Source organism: Sphingobacterium thalpophilum (assembly GCF_901482695.1).
GTDB classification, from domain to species: Bacteria; Bacteroidota; Bacteroidia; order Sphingobacteriales; family Sphingobacteriaceae; genus Sphingobacterium; species Sphingobacterium thalpophilum.
On the sequence record NZ_LR590484.1, the window covers coordinates 2,014,911 to 2,037,895 of the forward strand.

Genomic DNA, 22,985 nt, shown 5'->3' on the forward strand with positions numbered 1-22,985 from the left:
GTGAGCGTTATAGCTATTTATTACAGTCTGAAAAATAATCAGTTGACTAATTATTTTAATTTTTTCGTAATTTAGGATGTTGGATAAAAGTGTCTTGCTAATAATAGAGGTTGAGATATTCATCAAAATACTCAACTTTTTTTGATAGACAGATTGTTTGATTTATAGCCTTATTGAATGAGAAGTGAAAATGTTTGGGGACGATGGTATAAACCACAAGTTCGTATTTTTATTCATATAGTCTTTTGGTTGCTTGTTACAGCTCTTTATTATTTGTCATTAAAAAGGATCGGAGGCGATTATGTGCTTTATATTGTACTGAAAGATCTCCTTGTTACCGGAAGTTTATTTTATTCAATAAACTGGATCATATCAAAGTGGGTATCGAAAGGGAAACTCGCGCCCCTCATCTTGTTCATTTTATTTGCTTATATCTGGTGGATTTCCTGGACATATTGCGTATGGGTTTTAATAGAAGATTTTGTTCCTCCCTCTGATGAAAGGGTTAGTAAATATATGCACTTTTGGATAGATGGTGGGTATTTTGGACTTTTCGCTCTCCAAAAGCATCCGATTTTTATTTTAGACTTTTTGTTATTGGTATCAGTTCCATTAGCTCCAAAGATGGTTAAGGTTATTGTTGAGGATAAGAATAAAATGGCAGTACTCGAAAGAGACAAACTAGAGCTTGAGCGGGACAATTTAGCCATGGAAGTGGCTTTTCTGAAATCGCAGATATCGCCACATTTTTTGTTTAATACCTTGAACACCATTTATCAGATGTCAGAGACAAATAACCCCAAAACATCTGAATCGATTGTAAGGCTGTCTCATATGATTCGCTATTTATTATATCAAACTAATGATGACAAGGTTTTGATTTCCAGAGAAGTAAAATTCCTTCAAGATTACCTGACTCTGGCAAAATTAAGATTTGGACCGGGCACAAAAGTCTACCTAAATTTTGAAAACACTGATGAACCTTATAAAATAGTTCCACTTATCTTAATACCGTTTGTAGAGAACGCAATAAAACATGGGCCGGAAAGAAGCCGTCATGATTCGTGGATCAAGATGTCATTAAAGTTGGATGAGAATATCCTCAGATTTAATATCTCGAATGGTGTAAATCGAATTAGCAAAAGGCCAGGATTTGGCGGCATAGGAATTCAAAATGTAAAAAGAAGATTAGATCTGCGCTATGGTGTAGATTATTCTTTGCAGGTCAAGGAAGAAGAAGATAGTTATTCAGTTTGTTTAGAAATTAAGCTTTAGTATATTAAATTGATTACATGTATTGTAATTGGTGATAAGGTGTTGGCCCTAGAACCACTAGTGTCTAAATTGGAAAAAGAACCTATTGTTTGAGATAGTAGGGACATTTGATGCTATGGAATTAATAAATAATAAGGTAGCGGATCTGTATAGATTTTTCTAGACGAATGAAATTCAGGATTGTCCAATAGCACATACTAATGCATCTTTTGCTATTTTCCGTAATTACTATTCAGTCATACCAAACTTTTTCGTAATGACAGCATCAATTTTTGTAAAGTTTCTTATTACAAGATTTAAGTTTTAGAAGTTTTCCCGACAAACTCATGTTTGATCTATACAAATCCCTAGATTTGCTCGACGTAGTATTAAATATAATGGTAACGTTATAATATTATATTATTCATTAAAAATACTTGTTTCAATTTTTTTAGCTTACTTTGGCTAAAGTATTACTATATTAAATTAATCTTAGCTGATAAGTTGTAGTTTTTGATTATGGGAAGTGATAATTTATGGGGAAAATGGTATACGCCTAAGACTCGTATTCTCTTTCATATCCTATTTTGGGTAGGAGTATTACTTCTTTACTCCTTCACTTATGAAAGGCTTGTGGGGCAATATTATTGGATTTTTACAATGAGCGATTTTGTGATTACAAGTAGCCTTTTTTATCTTGCATCCTACATTATGCCGGATTTCGTTACTAGAGGTAAAGTATTCCCCGCTTTTCTTTTTTTTCTATTTGCATATATTTATTGGCTAAACTTTAATTATTTTGTTTGTCGATTCGCCTTAAATCATATTCCTCTATCTGAGGAAAGCTTACATAGGTACTTTAAAATCTTTCTTAAAGACGGCTATTGGGGAGTTTATAAGTTGGAGAAAATGCCAGATTTTTTACTTGACTTCTTATATCTGGTATCACTTCCATTATCTCTTAAGTTAACCAAAGTAATATTTGATGATGCTTATAAGCTTACGATTTCTGAACGGGATAAATTGAGCTTAGAGCGCGATAATCTCCAAATGGAACTTAATATACTCAAATCGCAGATATCGCCTCATTTTGTTTTCAATACGCTGAATAGCATTTATCGCATGGCGGAGAAACTGGATGTGAAGACACCGGATGCGATATTAAACCTTTCCAATTTATTGAGACATCTTTTATATCAAACCAAAGATGATTTAATCTATATCTCTCTTGAAATACAGTTTCTGAATGACTTCCTCGATTTAATGAAATTAAGATACCAAGATAGTATACAAATTGAATTTAATGTTGAAAGGACAAAAGAACCATACCAGATTGTACCCTTAATTTTGATTCCCTTTCTTGAAAATGCAATTAAACACGGACCTGATAGAAGCCGAAAGAATGCTTGGGTTAAGGTTGAACTAAGAATTCAAGATGGAGAATTGATGTACAATGTTTCGAATAGTGTCAATCATTTGGCTGTAGAACATCAATTTGGTGGGTTAGGTCTACAGAATGTAAAACGAAGGCTGGATATTTATTATAAAGACCGTTATTCGCTAGATATTAGAGAGGATCGAGAAAGCTATACCATATTTTTAAAAATCAAATTAGAATGTTAGAATAATGAAGTGTATTATTATTGACGATGAAGAGCTGGCGAGAGAGATTTTGGTGTCACATTTAAGCAAAATTCAAAAAATTCAGATACTTGGCATATATGAAAACGCGATCGACGCAATGAGCATTCTTGAGTCCAAAGATGTAGATCTGGTATTTTGTGATATACAAATGCCGGATATGGATGGTGTAGCATTTTTGAAAACGTTAAAAAATCCACCACTATTTGTGTTTGTCACGGGTGATCCGAGCTATGCTTTGGAAGGGTACGAATTGGATGTTTTAGATTATATTCTCAAGCCCTTTGGTCTCGACAGGTTGATTAAAACAATAGATAAAGCACAGGCTGTTTTAAATCATGATAATGGGAACAATTCAGATAGGGATTTTTTGGTAATAAAAGATAGGTCAACTATCATTATTTCCCCTTATGACGAAGTGTTTTATATTGAAGGGGCTAAAGACTATGTCTGGATAGAAACATTAGAAAAAAGATACAATGTCTGGAAAAAGCTTTTGGAAATGGAGGAAAAATTGGCGTCGGCAAAACAGTTTATTCGTGTCCATAAATCTTATATTGTGAATCTGGATTTTGCAAAAAGAGTGGAGGGTAATATTATGAAAATGAGAGGAAGTATTAAGGATATTCCAATAGGAGGGCAATATAAAGCGGAATTATATAGGAGATTAGGTTTGAATGCGTGAAATAGATGCTACCGCATCCGATTAAAAGATATTTGGCAGCATAGAGGAACTGCCACCCTTGATATCTGGTTGGAATAATTCGACAACCAAAAGCCACATTCAGGGAAGCATTGTTACCGAAAGACGAGCATACAGACTTGGAAAGACAGTATCCATCTTGTAAAAGAAAGATGGTTACGCTTGCATTACCGCTTTTTCCAATTTGTACATAGTCAAAATTATAAATAAGGATTCTTAGGAATTTCTATTAACCTATACCCGTTGGTTGTTAATGATTCTTGTATTTCGCGCTCTGGTAGACTCTTAAATATGATTATACTCATAGATTGACTTGGGACAATTCCTAATTTTGATAGAAAATCTCTAATGGCTTTTTGAAAGAGAATTTTTCGAAATCTCTTTTCAGATTTTACAGCTGGAATTTTTTCGCTTCCGGGAAACCAAAAATTTGGATTGAAGTTTTTGATTGCTACCATTGGAAGATTCAGCCCGGCAGCAAATTTCTCCATTTCCCTTTCGGAAACTTTATATACAAAGTTTCCGACCTGTTCATAAGAAAAGCGGTTCTTCCAGATTTTATTAATTAGGCCAAGTTTTATTTTTTCTAGAACATTGTTCATAAACATCAAAAGTGGCATTTTTAAAATTGGATCTTGCGGTTCAATGATAATAATTGCTTTTTTTGCGACACGGATCATTTCATACAATGCCGCATAAGGTCTTGGAAAATGATGGTAGGTCTCTTTACATAGGATGTAGTCAACACTATTATCATCGAATGAAAGATTTTCGGCATTTTCAGCAGAAAATTTATCGACGATTCCAACTTCTTTTGATACCGCTAAAAACTCATCATTAATGTCGGAAGCAATGACATTCTGAACGCCTTTTTCTATCAAATAATTAGCATCATGTCCATATGCATCTCCTACAGTAAGCCAAGATGCATTTTTATATTGTGTAATAGGTTTGACACAATCAAAAAACTGATTCTGTAACCAATGGTTAATAGTGCCTTTATATGACTTTATTCCATTTAACAATTTAATTTTTTGTTCTTTTTCTGGGAATTGGTTTATATACCAAGTTGAATGTCTATTATAGCTATCTTCTTGAAAAGGTTCTGTCTTCTTGTTCATGAGCTCCAATTGATGTGGAGAATATACTATCTGAATTTTTATGAAAGAAATAATCTCGACCAACTCCGTTTTGACCTATATGAATACTGTAAAATGCTCGATGACAATTTTTAGCAATCTGTACCTTGTGTATTGCGACTCAAAATGTTCTTAAATAAATATTTACCGGTATGTTTTTTTATTCATTTAGGCAGAGGGTATTGCAGTGTTTTTAGGTAATATGACGTAGCATAAAGTATTGCTTGAACGTTTTTATTGCCAGAAAGTTTGTAATAATTTTTCTAACTTAACTGTAATTTTGTTGCTAATTGTTGAAAAGCATACACCTATTATAAATGAGGAGTGAGAATATATGGGAGAAATGGTACACACCTCTAATAAGGGTCATTTGCCATGTCGTGTTCTGGGTATCAGTATCCTATCTTTATTACTATACTTTTCGGAGATATGGTGGAAACTATATTTGGGCGTTTGTAATTAAAGAACTGATTGTTACTACCAGCCTTTTTTATTCGGCAACTTGGTTAATTTCCAAATGGGTGGCAAAGGGACGAGCAATTCCAATTTTACTTTTTTTTATTTTCTCATATTTTTGGTGGTTGACATTCACATATATTACATGTGAGTTATTGGAGGGTATTGTCCCAATTGAAGATAAACGAATTTATAAGTATGTTCATTACTTCCTTGAAGATGGATTTTTAGGAATATACAGCATAAAAAAAGTTCCAACGTTAATTCTTGACTTTCTATTTTTAATCTCCTTGCCTTTGGCTCCAAAGCTAGCTAAATTACTTATCGAAGATGCCAACATCATGCTGGTGATGGAAAGGAATAAGGCCGAATTAGAGCTTGCTAAAGCAAATTTGGAACGAGATAACTTAAAAATGGAAGTGGAAATATTAAAATCACAAATTTCACCCCATTTCCTCTTTAATACATTGAATAGTATTTATAGGCTGGCTAAAAAGGGTGATCCGAACACTGCTGAAACTATAGAACAGCTTTCAAGTATGCTCCGATATATGCTTTATCAAACTGGTGATGATAAGATAATTTTAAAAAAGGAGATACATTTCCTCCGAGATTACCTTAATCTCATTCATATTAGATTCGGACAGGGTGTAAGACTTGGAGTTTTTATTGATGAAATTAATGAACCGTATCGAATAGCACCACTAATGCTTTTACCTTTTATTGAAAATGCTATTAAACATGGTCCTGAAAGAAGCCGGAAAGATGCTTGGATTCATGTATCGTTAACTCTAAATGAAGGTATATTAAAATTTGTTGTGGCCAATGGAGTCAATAGGGGCAGTAAAGAGCCAATAAAGGGAGGAATAGGTTTACAGAACGTGAAGAGAAGATTAGAATTGAAATATAGCGAGAGATATGTCTTAGATATAAAGGATAAACCTGATAGTTACTCTATCATTTTAGAAATTGATTTGAATAATTTTGAGAGATGATTAAATGTATTGTAATTGATGATGAAACATTGTCTCAAGAGATTCTTGATTGGGCTTGTGGCTAGGAATGGTAAATTATCATTTCCTGTTCTCATTGTCCGACTGCTTCCTAATCCTCTGGTTGGAAGGTTTTGCGTCTACAGAAATCAGGATGAGTGATAGCGAAGTCATCTGAATATCCATGCTTTTTCACTTGGGCTTGACAATTCTTATCAGGATTGAATATTACCCCAACGAATACGCTGGCTATCCATAATGCCTAGGGAGCCATCAGCATTGACTCTATTTTCGCTTTCTATCGTCAAGTTGTGGGCGATTTTTTATATAGGGTTTTGAAGGCGGTCTTCCGCAGGAAACCTCTAGCAACTGATCCATAAGCTGGAGTTTTCGAATGAAACCGCTGTGGAAATCCAGAGGGCACTGTACTTTCTCGGGGTGAGAAAAGGCAGCATTTTTCCGGATATTGACGGCTTTGCCAGTGATACGAAGATACGATTCGCATTGGGCGACTGTCACCAAGCCGTGTTTCCTCTAATAAAAAGTGTATGAACATCGAATTATATCACGAGCGCATTCATTCAAAGTTTTAATAAAATCTGGATGCGTGAATTTGTAAGTGTCCCAAAAACTCAAACAGCTTAAAACTGGACATAAATGTTTAGATTTAAGTAATAAAATGAAAAAAACACGTTTTACAGAAAGCCAGATTGTTCGAGCACTCAAAGAGGGCGAAGAAGGCAGAAAGACCGAAGACATCTGCCGAGATCTTGAGATTAGCAAGGCCGCATTTTATAATTGGAAGAGCCGTTACGGTGGGATGGAAGCATCGGATGTCAAGCGCCTGAAGGAACTTGAAGAAGAAAATGCCCGCTTAAAAAAGATGTTTGCCGAACTGAGTATGAACCATGATATCCTAAAAGAAGTCATCACAAAAAAAGGTTGGGGCTCCGGCAGCAAAAACAGTTAACCCAGGAGATTGTCCTGGATCACGGTTTGAGTGTCACCGGAGCCTGCAAATTGACAGGCATGTGCGGTTCACAATATTACTATGTTAGTAAGAAAGATGACAGTGCAGTCATATCTGCATTAGAAGATCTGTCCGCCAAACATCCTGTCTATGGATTCCGAAAACTTTACGCTTATCTGCGCAGAGCGGGGAAGCCCTGGAATCACAAAAAAGTTTACCGGGTGTATAAGCTGTTAAATATGAACAAGAAGAGGGTGGCAAACGTCGTTTACCTGCTCGGGAGAAACAGCCTCTGGAACAACAGGTCAGCATTAATCAAAAATGGAGCATGGACTTTATGAGCGATAGCTTGGCAAGCGGAAATAGGTTTAGAACTTTTAATGTGATGGACGACTGTTCCCGTGAGATATTGTGTATCGAAATAGGTATTTCTATTTCTTCTTTGAGGGTAACACGGACACTTGAACAAATCATAGACTGGCGGGGCAAACCGCTCTGTCTACGCGTAGATAATGGCCCCGAATTCACCAGTCATCATTTTGAGCTCTGGTGTAAAGACCAAGGCATCGCTATTCAATTTATCCAGCCCGGTAAGCCTATGCAGAACGGCTACATCGAACGGTTCAACCGAAGTTATCGCAAAGAAATTTTGGATGCTTATTTATTTTTCAACTTATCAGAAGTAAGAGAACATACCCAGGCATGGATGGATGAATATAATAACAACAGACCACATGAAGGTCTTGGGAATCTCACACCAACGGAATTATCAAAAAATATTAGACACCAACAACAAATAAATCAATCAGTAACGTAAATTAGAAAAGTCCAATCTCAGCTGTCGGAAAAATGGGGTACTTACACATGTTGAATAAAATGATATTCTAAGCAAACCAATATTACATGAGAAGTGAAATTATTTGGGGAAAATGGTATACACCTTTTGTTAGGGTGATCGTGCATATAATTTTTTGGATATTGGTCTTCTGCACGTATTCTTTTACCTATAAAAGGCTAGGTGGTAGCTATATCTGGATTTTAGTGGCAAAAGAACTTTTTGTTACTACTTCCTTGTTCTATTCAGTCATATGGCTTATTTCTAAATGGATAGAAAAAAGAAAAGTACTGCCCATCGTAATATTTATTGTTTTTTCATATATCTGGTGGTTAAATATCACGTATTTGACGTGTGATATTCTTAACGATTTTGAATTAAAGGAAGGTAGAGCATTTATTAAGTATGTAAGATTTTTTACCGATGATGGCTATTTTGGTATTTATCAACTTAAAAAATTTCCTAGTGTATTTCCTGATTTTTTGACCCTTGTATCCCTACCGTTAACACCAAAATTGGTTAAGCATCTTATTGCTCAAGGCAACAAGATGCTCTTATTAGAAAAGACTCAGGCAGAACTCGAACTTGAAAAGGCAAATTTAGAACTAAAGACTACTAATCTTGAATTAGATAAAGCAAATCTGGAACGAGATAATCTGAAAATGGAACTGAAAATTCTTAAATCCCAGATTTCTCCCCATTTTTTATTTAATACATTAAATAGCATATATAGGCTAGCGGAAAAAGGAGAAGCCAGTACCCCTAATACTATAATGAAACTGTCGAATATGCTTCGGTATATGCTTTACCAAGCTAATGATGATAAAATATCCATTGCCAAAGAAATCCAGTTTTTAAATGATTATCTAGATCTTATCCGGATAAGATTTGGTGATAGCGTTAATCTGAATTTTAATATAAAGAAAATAAAAGAACCTTATCGAGTTGTACCATTAATGTTATTACCTTTTATTGAAAACGCCATCAAACATGGACCAGATAGAAGCAGGGCTGATGCTTGGATTACTGTTTCATTAACTATAGAAGATGGTATTTTAAGGTTCGTGGTCGCAAATGGTTTAAATAAAAACAGTCCTGCATCTCCCAGAGGCGGCATTGGATTGCAAAATGTTAAAAGAACACTTGAACTTCGATATAAGGACAGATACACGTTAAACATGTCAGATAATATGAATAGTTACTCCGTGATACTTGAAATTGAATTGTAATAAAGGATTATATTCGGAGTAGATCTTGTTCTGCAGACCGGAGAAAAGGCTCAGGCATATTTAAATGTGGAAAAGGGCTCGACGATGTTGGCGTTCAGTAAGATCTGAAGGAGCTCCTGGCTTGGATGATCAGCTGTTTATGACAGCTGGTCCGGACATCACCCAGCATAAACAGGTAGCAGTTTGTCTCAGACTCTAAGCAGGCCAACACAGACTCCTTATATTTTATCACAAGCTCCAGACAGAATATGCTAAACTGCATGAAATCTGCAAGCTTTTACCATGCATCTGCAACAGACTGCACGCTGTTTAATATAAACTTCCTGTACTTTGTCCTTAGTTCATCCTCATACCCTCCAACTGTCCAATAGTTGAGCTGTAACAGACAGCAGTCTATCCCATTCTACTCGCACTTTGCCGCAAACTGTTATCAATTGAATCTGAACTTATCGTCGTTTATCAAAAACAACATGGTGTTCGGGGCAAAATGACAACAGTCCATGACAGACTTATAGCAGTCTATGCAAGGAAAAAGTGCCTGTATTTCTTCGGCCTGCAAGTACAGGTCTCCACACGTTCTAAAATCTTCCGCCCCAGGTCTCCCGGTCTAAACTTCTATATTGGATGGCTTCGGCCAGATGGTGATTTTTAATCTGTGGACTACCTTCCATATCAGCGATTGTCCGGGCCACCTTCAGAATCCGGTCATAGGCTCTGGCAGAAAGGTTGAGGCGGGATATGGCTGTTTTGAGCAATTTCTTTCCCGGCTCATCAACCTTGCAGATCTCTCTTGTAAGTTTCGTGCTCATCTGCGCATTGCAGTGGATATCTTGTAACGACTCAAAACGTTGTTTTTGAAGTGCTCTTGTTTGCATCACCCGTCCGCGGATCACGCTGCTGCTTTCTGCAGTCTGTCGGGCGCTGAGTTCTTCAAATTGTACTGGAGTGACTTCGATGTGCAGGTCAATACGGTCAAGGAGCGGCCCGGATATTCTGCTTAAGTAGCGTTGAACCGTATTATTACCACAGATGCACTCCTTGTCAGGATGGTTGAAGTAACCGCAGGGACAGGGATTCATAGCCGCGATCAGCATAAAACTTGCCGGATAGTCGATCGAGAGTTTCGCTCTTGAGATCGTGATGCTGCGGGATTCCAGAGGCTGTCGCATGACTTCTAAAACACCGCGCTTAAATTCAGGCAATTCATCCAAGAACAGTACGCCATGATGGGCGAGCGAAATTTCACCCGGCAATGGATTGGAGCCTCCACCGACCATCGCGACATCAGAAATAGTATGATGCGGCGCCCGAAACGGCCGTGTAGTGAGCAGGGTACCTCTAGCTTTAAGGTTGCCAGAAACAGAGTGAATTTTTGTTGTTTCCAGCGATTCTGCCATACTTAATGGCGGTAGAATGGTTGGCAGTCTCTTCGCTAGCATGGTCTTGCCCGCTCCCGGTGGCCCTATCAGAATAACATTATGCCCGCCGGCGGCTGCTATTTCCAATGCTCTTTTGATATTATCCTGTCCATGAACGTCAGAAAAATCCACATCATAGTTGTCGATGCCGGTTTGAAAAACAGACTGAATGTCAATTTGTGTAGGCTGTATCTGTTTTGCACTGCTGAGGAATTGGACCACTTCTGTCAGGTTTTCGGCGGGGATCACGTCGATTCCGGTCACAGTTGCTGCTTCGTAAGCATTTTCCTGAGGAAGTATGATGCCCTTAAAGCCATCTTTGGAAGCTTGTAGTGCAATGGGCAGGATTCCACGTATAGGCTTGACGCTTCCATCCAACGAGAGCTCTCCTAGGATCAGGTATTGCGCTAATAGTTCGTTTGAAAGCTGCCCCGAAGACGCGAGTATGCCGATAGCGATGGCCAGGTCATAGCTGGATCCTTCTTTCCTGACATCCGCAGGTGCCAAGTTGACCACAATTTTTTGCCTTGGCATGTGAAACTGGCAGGAAGTAATAGCACTTTCGACGCGTCTTAAGCTTTCTTTGACGGCATTGTCAGGTAAACCGACGATGTAATAATGTAAACCGGTGGAAACAACTACTTCAACAGTAATCGTGCGTGCTTCAATACCATAGACAGCACTACAATAGATTTTATTCAACATAAGATTTTATAATCGGCTGATTTAAAGATAGTAAATATTAATTTATAAATAAGGATCCTTTTCTGAATTATTGAAAAGCAATAGAAAATTGGCTGGAAATTACTATCTTGTCCTAGAACGGTTCTAGTAAATAATGGATAAAATATGGTGTTTGGCAAACGATTTGCTTTGTCAATTGTATTATTATCGAAGACTAGATTCATCGAGTAATAGAATTAGAACTTTAAAACGAAAAAGAAATGAATGACACAAGTAAAGTAGCTTTGGCGTTGTTGGCAGGTCTCGCTGCGGGTGCAGCTTTAGGAGTTTTATTTGCTCCGGATAAGGGATCGGATACGAGAGATAAGATCAATGATTCATTAAGCGATTTGAGTGATGCTATTCGTGAGAGAGCTGAAGAGCAATTCGATCAACTGAATGAATTTAAAGAAAAAATTGTCTCCACGCTAAGAGGTAAAATAAACCAGGCAGAAGAAATTGTTGATGATGATATCATCGAGCATGCATAGCATACAGATTGTTCACATGGACAGTTTGTGGAGATATATGAAATATTAGGCTATTTCAAAAAGCCGGATAGTTGAATATAATAATCTGAACGATTAGAGAATCATAGCTGACTTTTGAGATAGCCTGAATAAATTAGAGATGCATGGAAGAAGAAAAATTTTCACTTAGCGGTACTTTTCAGAAAACGAAGGAATACATAGATTCCCAGTTTACGCTCGTTAAATTAAAGACTATCGAACGGTCTTCGCGCCTGATCGCTAGTTTGGTTGTAGATACAACGAAGTTAATATTCACCTTGTTTGTTGTCTTTTTCTTATGCTTAGCATTGGGATTTTGGCTAGGAGAATTATTAGGAAGCTATTCGCTTGGTTTTTTGGCGACCGCAGGAATCTTTCTCATCATTATAATAGTGATACGGATCTTTGAACCTGCGCTGGAGTCAAAGTTTATGGATCTTTCCATTCGACGTTTTTTGGCGAAGTGGAACGATGAAATCGAAGAAGAGGAAGAAGAGCTGAAACAAAAGGAAAAATTTGATAGGGAAGGGACTGCAAATGAATAAACAAACTAAAATACGTAATCTACAAGAACTTAAGGCTGAAATCTTCCGTCTAAAGGAACTTAAGAATGAGCAGGAAGCCTATCTCAAGACCCAATTTACGTTGCTCAATAATAAAATCGAAGCACCTGTCAGATTTTTCAACTCGCTAAAAAACAATATTCCCGGTGTAAATATCATTCAACAATTATTTGCCAAGAGCAGTAATCCTGACTCGGACTGGCTGACCAAAACACTCCGTATTGGTGTACCTTTTGTGATGAACAGACTGTTTCTGAAAAAAGCGGGAATGTTTAAAAAGGCACTTATGCTATTGCTGTCAGAACGTGCTGTAGGCCAGATTAATCAAGATAAAATCAGTGGACTGCTGAGCAAACTCACCGATTTTATACGTCCCAAGAAGAAGAAGAAAAAAGCTTCTCAGATTGAAGAAAGTACCATTGTTAAAGATGAAGTCAATGAATATGGTATTCCTTCCTATAGTGAGACCTATTAATGCCCTTGTTCTTTTTTCAGAAAATCTTCATAAGCCAGCTTGATTCCCTCGGGGAGATTGATCTTGTGCTTCCAGCCCAAGGCATGTAGTTTGGAGACGTCCATAAGTTTTCTCGGCGTGCCATCCGGCTTGCTGCTATCAAAGGATATGGCGCCGGTGTATCCCACGACTTGCTTAATCAGTTCCGCAAGTTCCTTTATGCTTAAATCTTCACCAATCCCAATGTTGACAAATTCTCTTTCATCATAGTTATTCATCAGAAATACACAGGCATCAGCCAGGTCATCCGAAAAAAGAAACTCCCGCAGGGGTGTGCCTGTTCCCCAGATAACGACTTCCTTTGAATTGTTGACTTTAGCCTCGTGAAATCTCCGAATGAGGGCGGGTAATACATGTGAGTTTTGTGGATGGTAATTGTCGTTGATGCCATAGAGATTGGTCGGCATAACCGAGATAAAGTTGCAGCCATACTGGTCACGAAAGGCTTCCGCCATCTTGATACCTGCTATTTTGGCGATAGCGTATGGTTCATTGGTCTGTTCCAGTGTTCCTGTCAACAGCATATTTTCCTTGAGCGGCTGTGGAGCTAACTTGGGATAAATACAGCTTGACCCTAGGAACATCATCTTTTTAACATCGTTATCGTAAGATGATTTTATAACATTATTCTGTATGGCTATATTGTCATAGATGAAATCAGCCCGGTAGGTATTATTGGCCATGATTCCACCCACCTTAGCCGCTGCCAAAAAAACATATTCTGGATTTTCCGCAACAAAAAACTCCGCAACCGCCTGTTGGTTGCGCAGATCTAGCTCCTGCGATGTACGCGTGATGATATTCTTATAACCGAGTTCCGTTAGTTTACGGTATATTGCTGATCCGACCATTCCACGATGGCCGGCAACGTAAATTTTAGCGTCTTTTTCCACGATATGTTATTGACTGCCGAAGCTATTGACTTCTGCAAACTTAGATAAATTGGTTTTGATATACAATTTAATTGCGCATAGAAAAGCAATTTATTCCTTCAAGCGGCCTTCTGATACGCTTAATACGGCATGATAAAGGTCTTGTGCGTGACTAAAAAGATTTAATTTTTTTTAGCGGGAAGATAAGATTATTTTTGTGGGATATTTTAGTAAAAATGGGAAAGGATAAACTACGTAAATTTGCCGAAGTAGCGACGTTTGAAAACGTTATTCAGCTCGATGCAGGCAAGGAATATAAAGGAAAATGGGCTGAGAAACAGTTTGGCAATACAAATCCAGTTGTTCTGGAGCTCGCTTGTGGAAAAGGAGAATATACGGTTAATTTAGCGAAATTATTTCCTGAAAAAAACTTCATCGGTATTGATTTTAAAGGAAATCGTATCTGGCGCGGAGCCAAAACAGCATTAGAAGAGGGGATTAAAAATGTCGCTTTCCTGCGTATTCAGATCGAAACGATCCTTGAGCATTTCGCTGAAAATGAAATCGATGAAATCTGGATTACATTCCCTGATCCGCAGCCGCAGGATAGCCGTGAAAAGAAACGGCTGACCGGACCTAAATTTCTCGAAAGTTACCGGATCATCATGAAACCTGAAAGCAAAATGAACCTGAAGACAGACAATGATGGTTTTTATGCCTATACACTGGACCAGATTGAGGCTTTGAACCTGAAAAAATATAAAGAGACTACAGATCTTTACCATTCGGATCTGGTAGACGAGGTCCTGTCGATCAAGACATATTATGAGAAGAAGTATCTGGCAGACGATAAGAATATAAACTATGTGCAGTGGAGTTTTGAGAAACTTTAGTCTTTCAAACATAGTAGACATTGTTCCGGCATCTTAATGGTTCTTGTTGGTGGTAACTTTCAAGCTCCAAAAAATAATCTTTAAGGAGTTTCAGATCACTAATTATACTGGACTCCTCAAAAAAAATCGTTATATTCATTCAAATTTAAATTCTAAATATGGAGGCTTAGAAGCGTCTTTGTTTGTATGCAAAGGTAAGAAACAAAAAGAAACTCCATATGTCGGCAACAAGACAAATGATAAACTTATGAATCTAACAGATTTAGTGACAGGAGGAGTCGGCTCTAAAGCGATAGAAGCCATCTCAAAAATGACAGGCGTCAGCGAATCCAAGGCTAAATGGATCGTGGCCGCAGCAGTACCGTTAATGATAGCTGCCTTGAATTATAATGCGAAAAACAAAGGACAATCCGAAAATATCGATAAAGCTATTGATCAGCATAGCGGCGGCGGAATCTTGGATAAAATAGGAGACTTATTCGGCGCGGGAGCTAATGACGATGGTAATAAGATTGTCAATCATATGTTTGGACAGAATACTGACTTGGTGACGCAAAATATCGCTGATAAGGCGGGTATTAGTTCAGCACAGGTAGGTAGCGTTCTGGCAACTTTGGCTCCTATCGTTATGGGTTATCTAGGGCAGCAGAAGCAAACCTCTAGTGGTGGCGGCGGTATCGGCGATCTGCTTGGTTCCGTCTTAGGCGGCTCTCAGCAAAGTACAGGCGGCGGTGTACTTGGCGGTATACTCGGCTCATTTTTGGGTGGCGGCCAGGAAGAGTCTGGACAAGCAGAAGGCCAAGCGCCGTCTGCGAACAATATGACGGACCTACTGGGCGGATTGGCAGGCAGTTTCTTTGATAAAAACAGTGATGGGCAGGACAAGGGAAATATTCTTGACTCTATCGCCGGAATGTTTGGAAAATAAAGGACACTAAACAAAAGAGGTCGGTAGCGTAATACTACCGACCTCTTTAATTATTTAATTTTCGACCCTTACTTTTGGTGGAAAATTTTTATGTTTTCTCTTGCTGATCTTGTCCGCATTGACGGGCTGTGGGACTTTTACATAATATCCAGTGCCATCGTACTTACGTTTATTGGGACTTTCTTTACATGCTTCCGAACAGCAGCCATCCATTTTCCAGCCACATTCATCACATTGAGTAAAATGCTCATTACAGGTCGGATTAGCACAGTTGATCATCTTAGTGGTCTGCTTGCCGCAGTTTAGACAGGTGGATACAACAGACGGATTGACAGAGTTTACTTCAACCGTAACGCGGTTGTCAAAGACATAGCATTGGCCTTCAAAATCTTTACCGCCTGCTTCTTTACCGTATTTAATGATACCTCCATGTAATTGGTAAACATCCTCAAATCCCTCTTTGAGTAATAATGCCGACGCTTTCTCGCATTTGATTCCGCCAGTACAATAGGTTAGTATTTTCTTGCCTTTATACTTTTCCAGCTCTTTGATTTTTTCCGGGAATTCACGGAAATTTTCAATATCAAGTGTCACGGCATTTTTGAAACGTCCGACATTGTGCTCGTAGTTTGACCGTACATCCAGTACAACAACGTCTTCCTGATCTTTCATGGCGAGGAATTCCTGTGGCTCAAGATGTATGCCTGTTTGGCGGTTGGGATCGATCACTTTTGGATCTCGCAAACCAGAATGTACGATTTCTGGTTTGTAACGACAGTGCATCTTAATGAAAGAGGGTTCCTCTACTTCATCAATCTTGAACTCGGTTTTGTTGAAGCGGCCGTCTGCGTAAACAGCGTCCATATATTGCTTACAAGCCTCAACAGTACCGGATACGGTGCCATTTAAGCCCTCGTCAGCAACAATAATGCGGCCGACTAAACCAAGGGATTTACAAAATTCAAGATGCTCTGCAGCAAACTGTTCTGCATTTTCGATAGGGCTGTAACAATAGTACAGCAAAGTTTGATATTTTGTCATGATATTCATTGATACCGCTGCAAACGGCGTTTAATGCTAAAAATAAATTTACTGCAAAGGTACAAAAAATATTGAGGTCATGGAAATGACCTTGGTTACCTTTTCTTCAATGGCTCCAACAGATATTCGAGGCCATTGAGTTTTATTTCGTATAGCGTTGCCAATTGCTGGCCAAGTTTTCCTTTTGGGAAACCCTTTTGCTGATACCAGACCAGGTATGGTTCGGGTAGATTGCAGAGTGTATAGCCCTGATATTTGCCAAAAGGCATTTTAACTGTGACAAGGTCGGTTAAGATTTCGGGATTTAGCATCAGTCTTGGGGTTTTCCATAGTTAATCCGGTACCAGATTGCTTTTAGGGCAATGATTCCATGATTGAATAAATTCGGGATGGTACCATAATAATGTTTGAATATGGCGAAGCGTTCTTTTAGCGATTCCTTATGTTTTTGTTTGGACATGCCTCCAACAAGATAGCGTGCCACATATTGATGCGAATTGACTGATTTTTTCGCTTTTTTGGCGCAGCGTATCACCCAGTCGATATCAGCGCACAGTTTGTATTTTAAATCGTAAGGTTCCGCGATATCCCGCTTGATATAAATGGCCTGATGGCAGATATTCATTCCGTATCGGAAGCTCCGCCAGTCAAAATGAGCAGGAGCTTTGTGCCGACGCTCCCCAACAATATTTCTTTCGTCATCAACGAGAATAGTCTCTCCATAAAGAATGTCGGCATCTGCACTGAGTTTCGCCAGGTTCTCAATGCTATTGACGTCATAGAGCTCATCGCCAGAATTCAAAAAGAGGACATAATTCCCTGTTGCTAAGGCCAGCCCTTTATTCATAGCATCATAAATACCGCTGTCCTTTTCCGAAACCAGGACTGCAATTTGATCCTTGTAACCGTGAATCTTCTCGAGCGTTCCGTCTGTGGACTGACCGTCTATGACAATATATTCAATATGGTCATAGGTTTGATTCACAACGGACTTGATCGTATACTCAATATCCCGGACATTATTGTAAACGACGGTAATAATCGAAAATTTGGGGTGAGCAGACATAATTATTTCTTGAATTCATTAATTTTCTTCCTGAGGAACCGAAGACTGCGCTTGAATAGAGATCCCTTACGATGCGCATAGAAATATTTTATCGCCCTATATCCTTCCTCGTCTTCCACGATGTTTGTCGGAAAATAGTGGATAGGATGATCCGCCAGCTTAACTTGGTACGTTGTTTCTGACGCTGTATGCGTGCCCGTGCCATCGTTACCAATATTTTGAGTCATCGAATTCCTTGGATACAAAACTAGTCCATTTTTTTTGAATACCGAAGCGTACCAGCGGATTGCCCAGGAGTTGATCTTTCCAGTCTGAAGCTCTTGCACTTGCCGCCAAAAATTCTCTTTCCCTTCGATACTGAACTGATGGATCTGTTCTTGAGAGAAATCCCCAACGAGTTTATTTATATCTGGATTGAAATGTTGCCATGCACGCTCCCATGTCGCCCAGCCCCAGCTGTTGGCCACGCGGAACAAAAAGCTCTCGGAAAGCTGTTCCGGATTTTTTACAGGATACATGTAACCCGAAATCTGCATAACGCGGTCTTCAGCCTGATAGAAATGCAAGGCATCATTAAAATATTGTAAAGCATAAGGGGAAACCACAATATCGTCTTCCAGAACGATGATTTTCCCACATCGTCGTATAATATCCGAGACTCCCTGTATGATATTCGCTGCCAGACCCATATTGGTTGCACGCTCAATAAGGTATACCTTTTTAAATCCCCAGGGCTTACGGATCAGTGAACGTACTCGTTTTACAGCATCGGCATGCTGCGGTATTTTTGCGCCATCGGAAATGATGAACAGTTCCGTTAGCGAAGCCAGATGAGCCTCTTCCAGTGCTTTTAGTGTGCGTTCGGTGTGATCGGCTCTATTATAGACAAACAGTACAACCGGTGCTAATAAATTTTCCATAGCTAAGCCATATTTTGATCATCAACAATTAACCGGTCCATCATATAATCATACACACTTTCATTAAAATACTTCTTGTATTGCGCATTGTTATGTGACATCTGCGCTACAGTCAATGGTCGCAGATTTTCAAGGTCCTCACGATCTTCTTCTAGACAAAAGACTATAAAATTTCGCTTCCGCAACCAGCTGAGCAATGTGTTATCCTTCCTGAGAAATACCTTTGCACCAAGATTGAGCAACTGAAAAATATTGCCTGCTGCTTCCTGACGACGCATACCAAATATCGCTATTTTGACGTCAGCAAGTATCGCTTGGTATTCCTCCAGTGGGAGAAAGTTTGTCAAGGGCTTAATATCCATGTTGAGGACGCGTTCTGCTGCCGCTATTACCTGATTTGCATAGGGTTTATTGCCATAGCTCAGCGGTAATAACAGTTGATGATCCCGTAATGGAATAGCGGATTTCGCTAACTTGTCAATGATATATAAGTGGTTGCCCGTGAACGATGCCGCATGGTTAACCATGATGATGTCTTTCTTGTTTTGCTGAATATGATCGGGGTTTCCTAAAGCGTTATAATAGATAAAATCTTTATAATGGGCAGAGGTTTCAATTTTTGACTTAAAAAGGTCGTAGTCATATTCATTCCAGAAGCAAAAGTAGTCAAGTCGTCGAAATATCTTGTCTTTTGCTGACTTTTGACTCATCCTAAAGAGTATCAGGTATTTGGCTAGCTTTGACCAGCGCTCTACCCAAGACTGTTTGGGAACTAGCTCGGGATTATCGAGAATGTGGTAGCCCTTATAGCGACTTAAATAATCATATAGATCGCCGCCATAGAAAATCCAGTAGAGTTTTATATCCCTAAACCGCTCCAATAGTCTATTGCTTAATGCCGCTTTAAAATCATCCATAAAATGGATAAATAAACGGCTGATATTGAAGGTAGCAATTATGGCTCTAAGATTCTTTACAAGGTCTAAATCACGAATATGAAATACAGCGGTATGGCTGCTGAGAGTCGTATATTTTAATTCTTTTTGATCGTAAAGTAATATAATATAACGGTTTTGTTCTGGGTAGGCACGCTCGAACTGTTCTATTGCTCCATTCGTAAACTTATCGTCATGAAAGATATGTAAATTCATCAATTAAATTGTATCAGGATTTATACCGAATGATTTTACCGGGAACACCAGCAACAATCGAGTTGTCAGGAATGTCTTTAGTGACCACCGCTCCAGCACCTATGAGGCAGTTGCAACCGATCTTAATATGACTTAAGACGGTCGCGTTAGCGCCGACCTGACTTAGTTCGCCAATCTGAACATGGCCAAGCAGAGTAGCACCGGGAGAAATTTCTACAAAATCACCTAAGACGCAGTCATGTGTAATCTTGCTGTGGTAATAAATTAAAGCAGCGTTTCCGATTTGTGCGCTGTTGCTGATGCATGCCTGACTAAGAATAGTGCTACCCCGTCCAATGTGGCTGAAGGTCCCGATCGTGGCCCGGGTATCGATAGCGGAAACAAGGTTTCCGCCCCACTGGCTAATTTTGTCGAATAGTTTTTTCCGATTTTGCCCACCTCCTAAGCCTAAGACAAAATTATTGCCATGCTGTGCAAAATAGGCAAGGAGTTCGTGCTGAGTTTTCAGGATGGGAAATTGGTCAAAGACCAATTTTGGGCCAGCTGCGGTAACGTCGTCGTAAAAGGCGATCTCTCTTGTTGGGTTAGTCTGGAGGACGACCTCCAGTAACTCTTTTGCAAATCCTCCCGCTCCAACGATTACCATTTGCTATTGTTTTGAACCCGTAAAATGATGCGCGTAATGAGGTTGACCTCTTCCATGCTCAGGTCATAGTAGAGCGGCAAGCACAGTACACGTTTTGAAATGTCATCCGCAAAAGGCAGATGTTTGTCTTCCAAATAAGGCAAAGCATTGGCGAGCGAAGGATAAAAATAACGTCGTGTGAAGACCTGATTCTTTTCCAGTTCGGCCATGATAAGGAGCAGTAGTTCCTCACTGTCCAGGATAATAGGAAAGTAAGCGTAATTCGGAGAAGAGTGTGTATGCCAAAGCGGAAAATAACCTTTTAAATTCTTTAGATTGGCCATATACTTTTCGCTTAGTGCTTTTCGTTTCGCAATGATCGTCGGGACGTACTTCAAATTAGCGAGGCCCATCGCCGCATGAAACTCCGAATTCTTCCCATTGATACCCAGCTCACCAAATTGGTTAAATCCCGATATTCCGAAGTTTCGCATCAAGGATGCTTTTTTCAAAAGTACTGGATCTTTCGTGATGATCAATCCGCCTTCTGTGGAGTGATACAGCTTGGTTGCATGGAGAGAGCAAATGCTGATATCTCCATAAGTTAGGACTGATTTACCCTTATATTCTACCGAAAATGCGTGGGCAGCGTCGTAGATTACTTTTAAGTTGTGTTTTTTTGCAATTTTATCAATCTTATCGATTTCACAGGGATTGCCGTAGACATGGGTAGCGAGTATCGCTGATGTTCTCGGCGTAATTGCCGCTTCTATTTTATCTGCGTCGATATTTAAGCTGTCCTTGTCAATGTCTACAAACACCGGTGTACATCCCTCCCAGACTATACTGCTTGTTGTCGCAACAAATGAAAAAGGCGTTGTAATGATCTCGCCCTTTAGCTCCAGACATTTGATCGCTATTTGTAAAGCAACCGTTCCATTCGTAACAAAAAGAAGATGATCGAGTCTTAGAAAGTCTTTGAGTTGCATTTCCAGTTCACTCGAAAGCGGTCCCATGTTGGTGAGCCACTGTCTCTTCCAGATTTCGTCGATATAGCTTTTATATTCATCTGCAGGAGGTAGAAAGGGACGAGTCACTTGAATCATGATCTATAGCTTTTGATAATTTTAATCAGAAATTGAAATGGAGCCAATTTAAAAAGGTAACTAATGCCGAAATAAAAGACAACTCCGATGGTAAAGTTAACTAAAATCTGTAATATCAAAGGGAGCCCAGTCATAAATTGAGCGGTCAGGTACATGAAAAATGCCATAGAGGTCGCGGTAAGCAATGTGGGAATCATATCGACCAATTGCTGTTTTGTAGAATAGCCGATAAGCTCCTTGCTGAAATATGTATTGACGAGCAATGACAGGATCGAAGCTGCCACGACACTCCACATCAAACCTAAGATGCCAAAAGGCCAGGAAACTCCAATGCAGATTGTAGTCAATATTTTTTTAATGATTTCTAAGCGAAGAAACAGATCAGTTTTGCCATAGACCTTCAGTACATTTAAATTAATGGAATGAATCGGATAAAGCATGCTTGCTAGGCAGAGAATCTGAAAATAGGGGACGACTTCGGTCCAATTGTCGCCCAATAACAAAGAAATCAGGGGATGGGCTAGAGCGGAAAGCCCCAGCATTATCGGAGCCGATATGTACAAAGACATCCGTAGTATCTGTTTGTAGGCATTGGAGATTTCTTCCCGATTGTCTTGTATGTTAGCCAATAAAGGGTAAGTAACTTTACTGACGATGGTGGTTAGGACAGAGGTTGGAAGCTCATTGATTTTTTGCGCCCTGTCATAGACCCCGAGTTCTGATAATAAGTATTTCTTTCCAATGATTACATTATAGATGTTTTTGAACACCGTGTCTAGCAAGGAAGAAAGAAGCAGTTTGTAGCCAAAATGAAAGTGTTTCTTTGTTTTTTCCCAGTCTAATATCATTAAAGGTCTCCAGGACGACACCAGCCAAAGGGATACCGTTTGCATAAAGGGAGTAATCAAAGTCATCGCCACCAAAGACAGGACTCCATAACCATAATAGGCCATCAAAATACCTACTATTGGGCTAAGAACAGCGCCTGGCATGTTGGTGAACATGATCTTTTTAAACTCCATTCTTGTGGTAAGGATGGCCAGCTGTACAGTTGAAAAACTCGAGATAATTATCCCAAGACTTGATAGTCGAAGTACACTTACTGGAATCGGTTGGTCAAAAAAACGGACAATATACGGGAAAGCGAAAAATAGCAGAAAGTAAAAACCAAATCCCAGTATAATATTGGCCCAGAAAACCGAGGAGAAGTCACGGTCATCCGCATCTTTGGCTCTTATCAAGGAATTACCAAGCCCGCTATCGACAATGGTGATCCCGAGGTTGATAAAGACCACCATAATACCGTTGATACCGAAATCTTCTTTGCTGAGTAAGCGTCCTAAGATAAAGACAGCAACAATGGATAGACCTTTTAACAATAGGCTGTCCGCGAAAGTCCAGATTATTCCCGAAATGGCTTTTGACCGTGTAGACATG

The 22,985-nt window shown here is 39.2% G+C and carries 21 protein-coding genes and 2 pseudogenes; 12 read left to right on the plus strand and 11 right to left on the minus strand.

From position 1 onward, the window contains the following. The first annotated feature begins 177 nt into the window (after positions 1-177). From FGL37_RS08660 to FGL37_RS26095, 4 genes and pseudogenes are all read left to right on the plus strand, one after another. The gene (locus FGL37_RS08660; protein WP_051607267.1) at positions 178-1,275 is read left to right on the plus strand and encodes a sensor histidine kinase; all 1,098 of its coding nucleotides are present in this window, start codon (positions 178-180) and stop codon (positions 1,273-1,275) included. A 498-nt stretch (positions 1,276-1,773) separates the two neighbouring features. Beyond that, entirely contained in the window at positions 1,774-2,877 is a 1,104-nt protein-coding gene (locus FGL37_RS08665) for a sensor histidine kinase (protein WP_028071665.1), read from the plus strand. Positions 2,878-2,881: 4 nt separating this feature from the next. Further along, complete coding sequence (locus tag FGL37_RS08670; protein ID WP_028071666.1) at positions 2,882-3,580, plus strand: LytR/AlgR family response regulator transcription factor; 699 nt, start codon at positions 2,882-2,884, stop codon at positions 3,578-3,580. Between the two features lie 57 nt (positions 3,581-3,637). Further along, positions 3,638-3,751 (plus strand): annotated as a pseudogene (locus tag FGL37_RS26095) (IS481 family transposase); the annotation flags it as partial. 47 nt (positions 3,752-3,798) lie between these two features. Here the strand turns inward: FGL37_RS26095 and FGL37_RS08675 are convergent. Then, on the minus strand, positions 3,799-4,719 hold the full coding sequence (locus FGL37_RS08675) for a class I SAM-dependent methyltransferase (RefSeq protein ID WP_028071667.1): 921 nt from the start codon (positions 4,717-4,719) through the stop codon (positions 3,799-3,801). Between the two features lie 539 nt (positions 4,720-5,258). On the opposite strand from FGL37_RS08675, the gene FGL37_RS08680 reads away from it, so the two are divergent. From FGL37_RS08680 to FGL37_RS08690, 3 genes and pseudogenes are all read left to right on the plus strand, one after another. Continuing rightward, positions 5,259-6,188 carry a sensor histidine kinase gene (locus tag FGL37_RS08680; RefSeq protein WP_160169542.1) on the plus strand — a complete coding sequence of 310 codons (930 nt, stop codon included), beginning with the start codon at positions 5,259-5,261 and terminating at the stop codon, positions 6,186-6,188. A gap of 676 nt (positions 6,189-6,864) precedes the next feature. Continuing rightward, positions 6,865-7,972, plus strand: a pseudogene (locus FGL37_RS08685) (IS3 family transposase). Between the two features lie 86 nt (positions 7,973-8,058). Beyond that, positions 8,059-9,219: a sensor histidine kinase gene (locus tag FGL37_RS08690; protein WP_051607269.1), complete on the plus strand. Its 1,161-nt coding sequence runs from the start codon at positions 8,059-8,061 to the stop codon at positions 9,217-9,219. A 578-nt stretch (positions 9,220-9,797) separates the two neighbouring features. Here the strand turns inward: FGL37_RS08690 and FGL37_RS08695 are convergent. Then, positions 9,798-11,342, minus strand: a complete 1,545-nt coding sequence (locus tag FGL37_RS08695; protein ID WP_028071710.1) for a YifB family Mg chelatase-like AAA ATPase — start codon at positions 11,340-11,342, stop codon at positions 9,798-9,800. Between the two features lie 239 nt (positions 11,343-11,581). Between FGL37_RS08695 and FGL37_RS08700 the strand changes: the two genes are divergently transcribed. The 3 genes from FGL37_RS08700 (at position 11,582) to FGL37_RS08710 (ending at position 12,907) form a co-directional block, all read left to right on the plus strand. Further along, positions 11,582-11,851, plus strand: coding sequence for a YtxH domain-containing protein (locus tag FGL37_RS08700; protein ID WP_028071712.1), 270 nt, complete (start codon positions 11,582-11,584; stop codon positions 11,849-11,851). 143 nt (positions 11,852-11,994) lie between these two features. Continuing rightward, positions 11,995-12,414, plus strand: coding sequence for a hypothetical protein (locus FGL37_RS08705; RefSeq protein WP_051607278.1), 420 nt, complete (start codon positions 11,995-11,997; stop codon positions 12,412-12,414). Further along, complete coding sequence (locus FGL37_RS08710) at positions 12,407-12,907, plus strand: hypothetical protein (protein ID WP_028071713.1); 501 nt, start codon at positions 12,407-12,409, stop codon at positions 12,905-12,907. Before FGL37_RS08705 ends, FGL37_RS08710 begins: the two co-directional genes overlap by 8 nt. Here FGL37_RS08710 and fcl read toward each other — a convergent pair. Then, a complete protein-coding gene (gene fcl, locus FGL37_RS08715; protein ID WP_028071714.1) occupies positions 12,904-13,839 on the minus strand; it encodes a GDP-L-fucose synthase in 936 nt (311 codons plus the stop codon). The two genes, FGL37_RS08710 and fcl, sit on opposite strands and share 4 nt — an antisense overlap. A gap of 215 nt (positions 13,840-14,054) precedes the next feature. Here fcl and trmB point away from each other — a divergent pair, with 215 nt between their 5' ends. Together trmB and FGL37_RS08725 are read left to right on the plus strand one after the other, a co-directional pair. After that, complete coding sequence (gene trmB / locus FGL37_RS08720; RefSeq protein ID WP_028071715.1) at positions 14,055-14,711, plus strand: tRNA (guanosine(46)-N7)-methyltransferase TrmB; 657 nt, start codon at positions 14,055-14,057, stop codon at positions 14,709-14,711. 247 nt (positions 14,712-14,958) lie between these two features. Continuing rightward, the gene (locus FGL37_RS08725; protein ID WP_028071716.1) at positions 14,959-15,639 is read left to right on the plus strand and encodes a DUF937 domain-containing protein; all 681 of its coding nucleotides are present in this window, start codon (positions 14,959-14,961) and stop codon (positions 15,637-15,639) included. A 54-nt stretch (positions 15,640-15,693) separates the two neighbouring features. Here the strand turns inward: FGL37_RS08725 and trhO are convergent, their stop codons facing one another. The 8 genes from trhO to FGL37_RS08765 all read right to left on the minus strand — a co-directional run bounded on the left by trhO (position 15,694) and on the right by FGL37_RS08765 (position 22,984). Further along, positions 15,694-16,680 carry an oxygen-dependent tRNA uridine(34) hydroxylase TrhO gene (trhO, locus tag FGL37_RS08730; protein ID WP_037534379.1) on the minus strand — a complete coding sequence of 329 codons (987 nt, stop codon included), beginning with the start codon at positions 16,678-16,680 and terminating at the stop codon, positions 15,694-15,696. 95 nt (positions 16,681-16,775) lie between these two features. After that, entirely contained in the window at positions 16,776-16,991 is a 216-nt protein-coding gene (locus FGL37_RS08735) for a DUF3820 family protein (RefSeq protein WP_028071718.1), read from the minus strand. Continuing rightward, positions 16,991-17,746, minus strand: coding sequence for a glycosyltransferase family 2 protein (locus FGL37_RS08740; RefSeq protein ID WP_028071719.1), 756 nt, complete (start codon positions 17,744-17,746; stop codon positions 16,991-16,993). Before FGL37_RS08740 ends, FGL37_RS08735 begins: the two co-directional genes overlap by 1 nt. Before the next feature lie 2 nt (positions 17,747-17,748). Continuing rightward, the gene (locus FGL37_RS08745) at positions 17,749-18,666 is read right to left on the minus strand and encodes a glycosyltransferase family A protein (protein ID WP_028071720.1); all 918 of its coding nucleotides are present in this window, start codon (positions 18,664-18,666) and stop codon (positions 17,749-17,751) included. 2 nt (positions 18,667-18,668) lie between these two features. Further along, a complete protein-coding gene (locus tag FGL37_RS08750) occupies positions 18,669-19,817 on the minus strand; it encodes a TDP-N-acetylfucosamine:lipid II N-acetylfucosaminyltransferase (protein WP_028071721.1) in 1,149 nt (382 codons plus the stop codon). Positions 19,818-19,830: 13 nt separating this feature from the next. Next, on the minus strand, positions 19,831-20,463 hold the full coding sequence (locus FGL37_RS08755; RefSeq protein WP_028071722.1) for an acetyltransferase: 633 nt from the start codon (positions 20,461-20,463) through the stop codon (positions 19,831-19,833). After that, on the minus strand, positions 20,457-21,548 hold the full coding sequence (locus FGL37_RS08760; protein WP_028071723.1) for a DegT/DnrJ/EryC1/StrS family aminotransferase: 1,092 nt from the start codon (positions 21,546-21,548) through the stop codon (positions 20,457-20,459). The genes FGL37_RS08755 and FGL37_RS08760 overlap by 7 nt, the downstream gene beginning before the upstream one ends. Next, a complete protein-coding gene (locus tag FGL37_RS08765) occupies positions 21,545-22,984 on the minus strand; it encodes a lipopolysaccharide biosynthesis protein (RefSeq protein ID WP_028071724.1) in 1,440 nt (479 codons plus the stop codon). Before FGL37_RS08765 ends, FGL37_RS08760 begins: the two co-directional genes overlap by 4 nt. Between the last annotated feature and the right edge of the window lies 1 nt (position 22,985).